The 3,326-nt window shown below is 43.7% G+C and carries 4 protein-coding genes and 1 pseudogene; 2 read left to right on the forward strand and 3 right to left on the reverse strand.

Translation table 11 applies throughout. From position 1 onward, the window contains the following. From HZC12_07240 to HZC12_07250, 3 genes are all read right to left on the reverse strand, one after another. The coding region (locus HZC12_07240) for an AMP-binding protein (protein ID MBI5026508.1) at window positions 1–627 on the reverse strand (627 nt) is incomplete at its 3' end. Then, window positions 608–1,858, reverse strand: coding sequence for an MFS transporter (locus HZC12_07245; protein MBI5026509.1), 1,251 nt, complete (start codon window positions 1,856–1,858; stop codon window positions 608–610). The genes HZC12_07245 and HZC12_07240, both read right to left, overlap by 20 nt. Beyond that, window positions 1,848–2,456: a response regulator gene (locus HZC12_07250; protein MBI5026510.1), complete on the reverse strand. Its 609-nt coding sequence runs from the start codon at window positions 2,454–2,456 to the stop codon at window positions 1,848–1,850. The genes HZC12_07245 and HZC12_07250 overlap by 11 nt, the downstream gene beginning before the upstream one ends. Before the next feature lie 189 nt (window positions 2,457–2,645). Between HZC12_07250 and HZC12_07255 the strand changes: the two genes are divergently transcribed. Both HZC12_07255 and HZC12_07260 read left to right on the forward strand, forming a co-directional pair. After that, window positions 2,646–2,861, forward strand: coding sequence for a DUF4124 domain-containing protein (locus HZC12_07255; protein ID MBI5026511.1), 216 nt, complete (start codon window positions 2,646–2,648; stop codon window positions 2,859–2,861). Continuing rightward, window positions 2,861–3,326, forward strand: a pseudogene (locus HZC12_07260) (lytic transglycosylase domain-containing protein). The gene HZC12_07255 and the pseudogene HZC12_07260 overlap by 1 nt, the downstream one beginning before the upstream one ends.

Consider the following 3,326-nt stretch of genomic DNA (forward strand, 5'->3'; position numbering starts at 1 on the left):
TGCCTCTATAATGCTAAAGGCGTCAAAGCAAAAGTTTTTATGGGTGAGCGCCACACCTTTTGGTATGCCTGTTGTCCCTGATGTATAGACTATTGAGGCAACATCAGTTTCATGAATTTCTGGCAGGTCGAAGCGACTCTCTGCGAAGACTTCAGACTTTTCGCCCTTTGATTTACATATATCATAAAACTCCTCACTATCAAGATTTATGACCTTTAACTGAAGACCTGCGGTGGCAGATAATGTTTTATCGAGGTTTTCTCTGGATATAAAAATGACCCTGCTCCGGGAGTGAATCAGTATATTTCTTACGTCTTCTGCCTCAAGCTGTGAATCAACAGGGACTGCAACAGCACCTGCTAAGATGAGTCCGAGATAAGATATTCCCCATTCAGGATAGCTCTTCGAATAAATAGCAACCCTGTCACCTTTTTCTATACCTTCGGCAATAAGAAACAATGCGAGAGTTTTAGCCCTGCCGAGGATTTCCCTGTAAGTGTAGCTTACATAAGTCTCATTAACCTTTCCCTGAAGGGCAATCTTTTCCGGGCAGGACAGTGCAGCCTTTTCAAATGCTTGAGGTATAGTATATGTGGTTAAATTGCAATTATTCGGTTTTAGCGGCATTAGGCCCGCCACCTCTTACAAAGTATAGTATGATCATGCCTAAAATAAAGAAAGCTGCCACAGAGAGGATTGCTGGCCGCTGGTTTCCAAATGCAGAAGAGACCTCGCCAAAAATTAATGGCCCTATTATAGCCGATGACTTTCCAGCTAAAGAATATACGCCAAAATATTCGCTTTCCTTTTTTGCGGGGATAAACTGGGTATAAAATGCCCTTGTTGCTGCTTGCACAGTGCCGAGGCCAAGGCCTGCAAAAGAGGCTATGGCCCAGAACTGGGCTTTGCTCTGGACAAAAAAGGCTAAAGTAGTTACAGCACTCCACATGAAGAGAGAGGTTATAACAACTTTCTTTGGCCCCCATACATCTATTGGTTTTGCCATGATAAAGGCGCCAATAAGGGCAGTAACCTGCACGACAATGTACAGGGCTATCAATTCCTGCGGTTTGAAACCGAGCGTTGTTGCCGCAAAAAGACTTGAGAAGACTATTACTGTATTGATACCATCCTCGTATATCAAATAGGCAAGCAGGAACTTCCTCGGCTCCTTCTTATTCCATAGCTCTCTTAATGTTGCCAGTGTATATTTAATTCCTGCCGCGCCAGCCTTAATTAAAGAAAGCCCTTCCGCCTGAGGCGGACGGTCTGATGGGAGAAAGACAAAGGCAGGTATTGAAAACAGGGCGAAAAAGGCAGCCACCATGAGCCATGTGAGTTCATAGCTGCCTGCGTTTACAAGAGGCATGGCTATGAGAAGTGAGATGATTGAGCCTGCATATCCTGTTCCAAAGCCCCATGCCGAGAGCCTCCCCTGATATTCTTTTGGCGTTATTTGTGGAAGAAAGGCATTGTAAAAGACAAGACCTCCCTCCATGCCAATGTTTGCAATCACAATCATAGAAAAGCCCGCCATAATCATCCCTTCTCTGAGTGTAGAAAGACTCGCTATTGCAAATATGCTCATAACTGTGTAAAGGAGGAGAAGTCTCTTTTTTACCCCGGCGTAATCTGCAATGCCTCCAAGGAAAGGAGAGGTGAGGGCTATTATTGCCATGCTCAGGGATATTGCTCTGCCCCACCACAAATCCCCGATACCTTCTGTGTTACCGACTACAGTGTTGGCATAATAGACCGGGAAAATTACAGAGGCAATGATTGCCGAATAACTCGAATTGGCAAAGTCAAACAGACACCAGCTTACAATGTGTTTTTTATTAAGCTTTTTATAAGCCACCTTGTTTTTTTCTTTTCTCCTGCAGGAGATACGATATGAGATGCTCTACCCGCTCTGCGAGTTTATCAGGGTCAGGGTCTGTGCCTTTGTTTACATAACTTGCAGGAGCCAGTTCATCCATCTGCCTTCTCAGGTTATTATCTGCTTTGACTGCTGAAAAGAATGCTATAGGAATGTTCTGGAGGGTATGCTGGGCTTCAATGGCCCTTAAAGTTTTTGCGGAAGTGATGCCATCCATCACAGGCATATTGAGGTCTATAACGATTATTTCGATGGGTTTCTTTTCAGATATTAATTTTGCAAAAGCCGAGGTAAGCTCAAGGCCGTTTTCAAAGGTCATCACTTCAGAGGCAAATTGTTTTTCAATCAGCAAGTCGTGGATTATCTTTCTTGTAAATTTTGAATCGTCGGCTACAAGGATACACCCCGAAACATCGGGGCTGGTTTTCTGAGGTGGCCTTTCGATGGTGAGGGGCTCGTCTTCAAAGGCTAAAAGAAAGCCGCAGTATATGCATGTCAGATGGATGCGTTCATTCTGCTCTATGCGGTTGAATCTAACCTGTTCCCCACAGCAGAGGCAATATCTGGTCTCTTCCATATTTCCAAAATTATATACGCAAATACGAGTTATTGCAAAGACGTCGAGCCTGCAACAGCCTCCCTTTCTATTGTAAAGTCGTCTGTTGGAAAAGTTTACATCAGATAAAATCCACTCCTTTAAAATCAAGGGCTTACAGGTTGGCAGGTCGCTTGCAAAGAGCGAAATCGTTGACAGTGGGGAAAACTAATGGTATATTTGGCTTTGATGGGTGGAGGAACTTTTATTTTAATATTATTGCTTATTTTTATCCCAGGGGCATATTCTTATGCGGACATTTATAAGTATGTCGATGAAGATGGAGTAGTACATTTTACAAACACCCCTCCTGGCAAGAATTATAAAAAAGTAATGTCAGAAAGCCGGAAAAAAGTTGTCAGAGTAGCTAAGATTATAAAAAAGTAATGTCAGAAAGCCGGAAAAAAGTTGTCAGAGTAGCTAAGAGGCAGAGCCATTCAACAGATATAGATTACCATCACATAGTCCATAGCAAGTCTCAGAAATACGACATGGACCCATCCCTGATTAAAGCAGTTATCAAGGCAGAGTCGAACGGGAATCCATATGCTGTATCAAGGAAAGGCGCTCAGGGCCTTATGCAGCTTATGCCAGCTACTGCAGCCGTTATGGATGTCAGTAATCCCTTTAATCCAGAGGAGAATGTTGATGGAGGAGTCAGGTATCTCAAATACCTGCTTCAAAGGTTTAATGGCGACCTTACCCTTGCCCTTGCTGCGTACAATGCAGGGCCAAAGCCGTGGATAAATTTGGCGCTGTCCCTCCAATTCAGGAGACACGCCAGTATGTAAGACGTGTCCTTTCCATGTATAATGGCAAGCTCTCAATGGATTTTTCAGATAGCCCGCCAGA

This window comes from Nitrospirota bacterium (assembly GCA_016214385.1).
Lineage (GTDB): Bacteria > Nitrospirota > Thermodesulfovibrionia > UBA6902 > JACROP01 > JACROP01.